This window comes from Streptomyces sp. NPDC006743 (genome assembly GCF_040703815.1).
Classification (GTDB): Bacteria; Actinomycetota; Actinomycetes; order Streptomycetales; family Streptomycetaceae; genus Streptomyces.
In genome coordinates this window covers 1-2,627 of the sequence record NZ_JBEYJA010000142.1, presented here as the reverse complement: position 1 = coordinate 2,627, position 2,627 = coordinate 1, and the positions used below count along the sequence as shown (strand labels likewise).

Below are 2,627 nucleotides of genomic sequence, written 5' to 3'. Positions count from 1 at the left end.
ATCCGCATATCTCACACACCATGGGATACAGGCATCACTCCGGGTCCCTCACAGACTTCATGAAGGTTCACCCCGACGAGCCGAAATCAGTAGCGACCTACTGGGCTGCCAGAAGCCAGACCACGCGAATCCTCAAGGCCGACCGCGATGCGCGCATCGCGGTGGCCAAGGAGGAACGGTTGCTGATGCGCGAAGCGGACAGCCGCGCGGCCGCGGCCGAAGCGCTGGATGCTCTCTTCGTTGTCCAGCAGACGTTGCCCCGGATGAGGGAGCCTGCACATCTCTCCCTAGCCCGAAATCAGGGACCTGAAGGCGTGGCCGCCCGAGAGGCCCTGGATGCGCTCAAGCGGTCGGTACGCGTTACAGCTGCGCGTCTCGACTCTCTGCGGCTGCGGCAGCTTCTGGAGTCGGCTTCGGGGCTGGTGGGACGCTATGCATACATGGCCTGGCCAGATCCGGTCACAGGTGCCAGGGCCCAGTCAGACGTGGACGCTTACTTCACGTGGGTGCAGAAGTGCTTGCACCGATACCTCGAAGCGGGAGAGGACATGCTGGCCCGTTCAGGGGCCATCCCCCGGGTGGACCTCATGAGGGCTGATATGGAGGTGTGGCAGCCGCCGGCTGAGGTAGAGCCGCCTCCCGAGAGGTGATCTACGTGTCTGCCGACACCTGAGACCTGAGCGCGTCGGGAGTGCGCCAGGCACGCCGAGAAGACGCCTGAGGGACGGTTTCGACCTCCGAGGGCAGTCACCAGTACGCGGATTTCCCGCGGTTGAGACGGTTCGTCTACAGGTAGTGAAGCCCTGCTAGGGCCTCTATCAACACTCTTTCCAAATGTTCGTTCGGCGGCTCGGCGGGCGTCGTAGGAGTCCTGACCTGCGGCGGAGTGCTCGTGACGCCCCCGTCCGGACGGGGGCGAATGAGACCAGAGCTGAGACCGAAGCGACCGCGCGAGCTTCAGAAGTGCTGCATAAGCCTCAGGGTGAGCTCCTCGGCGATTGTTGGCACGGCGGCGCCGACGTTCGCGGCATCCCAGATCTCGTCGGGCGTGATTTGTACTGCGCCCCCGCGCCCGCTGCGTGCCAGAGTCGCGCTGGTGGAGCTCCTAGCGGCCTCCAGGCTCATCACGGTTAGCATGTCAGCGGGGTCGATGGCCAGTGCGGGGGCGAATCGGGTGTGCGGTATGTCGTCGTGGAGACGCAGCAGAAGCCGGAGCAGGTCGGCAACGCGCTCCTGGGTGTGCTTCGGGTCGAGTACCGGCATGTGCAGTCTGGTGGAACGGGGCAACGACTCCCAGCAACTGAGCTGACCAGACCGAGTAATCAGGAGACCAACGCTGCGTCCGCTCCTCGGATCACGGGCGTACGCAGCGGCAAAGTCGGCTTCGAGGACGCTGGAGACCTCCTCAGTGGCTGTGAAGAATGCCTCCGACCGCCCCAGAGATACAAGCTTGTCCTTGAGCTGGTTCATCTGGCGCAAAGGTAGCCAGGGGCTGTCCTCCGCGATCAGGTGAACTTCCAGCGTGGCACTTTCGCTGGACCTTGGCGGTAGCAGCTTCGTGCGCCAGGTAACTGGCATCGGCTCTTTGAGCTGTTGCCCTATGAGAGCGGCGATGGGAGGGGCATCGACAGTATCGGAGCGCGAAGATTGCAGCTCGGCCTTGGTCGCTCCAGGAGAGGGCAGGGCCTTGACTACGGCGATGGTTAGGGCAGCAGCGTTGTCGGCGGCGATGAGCTGGAAGCCGCCTGTATCCGTCTGCTGCTTGCTGCCGTCAGCCCGATCACTGATTCCGCGGATGACCAGTGCCGGCACTTGGTCGGCCAAAGATGCGGCGCCTGCGAAGCCTGCCCCTTCCGTCTCGATCGCGGCAACGCCGTTGTAGTGCTCGTCTAGGAGCTCTTGCAGCGCGGACGCTTGGGCGTTGACAACTACCTCGCCAGCGGCGATCGGCTTGAAGTGGACTTCGGGAGCTTCCCGGCCCGCAGGCAGCGGAGCCCGCGCCCAGCGCGGGTCCAACGCAGCGAAACGAGCTGCCTGTTCAAGGCGATGCGATGCTTGCCACGTCTCGGGCCGGGTCTTGAAGGTGCCTTCCTGCTTGCCCCCGTGATAGGCGAAGACTCGGGTCGCGACCACGACATCGCCCAGTGCGAGGTCGTGCTTCATACCGCCAGCGATACCCGTGAAGAAGACGGCGTCTGGTCGGATCATCTGGATGGCACGTTCAGTGAGAATGGCTGCGCCCTGGTTCCCCTGGCCGACCTGAGCGAGGTACACCTCCCAGTTGGTTTCAGGGATCCGGCCATGCTCGAAGATCGTCCCCGCCTCGTGGTCGACCCGCTGCAGGCCCGTGACATGTGATCGCACGGCGCGGTACTCCAGCGGCAGCGCGGTGAAGACAACGATTTTTCCGCTGGGTGAACGCACTTAGCACCTCACGAAGACTGGCATGCCTACTCGAGCGATCGTGAAGCCGTTGCCCCTACGACCTGGATCACAGGGTAGCCCTCGGGTCCGACAACCCTGTTCAAGGACGGTTACTGAGGTTGAACTCGTGGTGTCGTAGGGGCTGACGGGCGCCAGTCCTCTGCGATATCACCGGGGCATGCGGTATCCACAAGGGGGCGGTC

The 2,627-nt window shown here is 63.9% G+C and carries 2 protein-coding genes; one reads left to right on the top strand and one right to left on the bottom strand.

The window, feature by feature from the left end:
- On the top strand, positions 1-650 hold a 650-nt coding region (locus ABZ719_RS37485), incomplete at its 5' end, for a hypothetical protein (RefSeq protein ID WP_366729645.1).
- 307 nt (positions 651-957) lie between these two features.
- On the opposite strand, the gene ABZ719_RS37480 is transcribed toward ABZ719_RS37485, so the two are convergent.
- A complete protein-coding gene (locus tag ABZ719_RS37480; RefSeq protein ID WP_366729644.1) occupies positions 958-2,424 on the bottom strand; it encodes a 5'-methylthioadenosine/S-adenosylhomocysteine nucleosidase in 1,467 nt (488 codons plus the stop codon).
- Between the last annotated feature and the right edge of the window lie 203 nt (positions 2,425-2,627).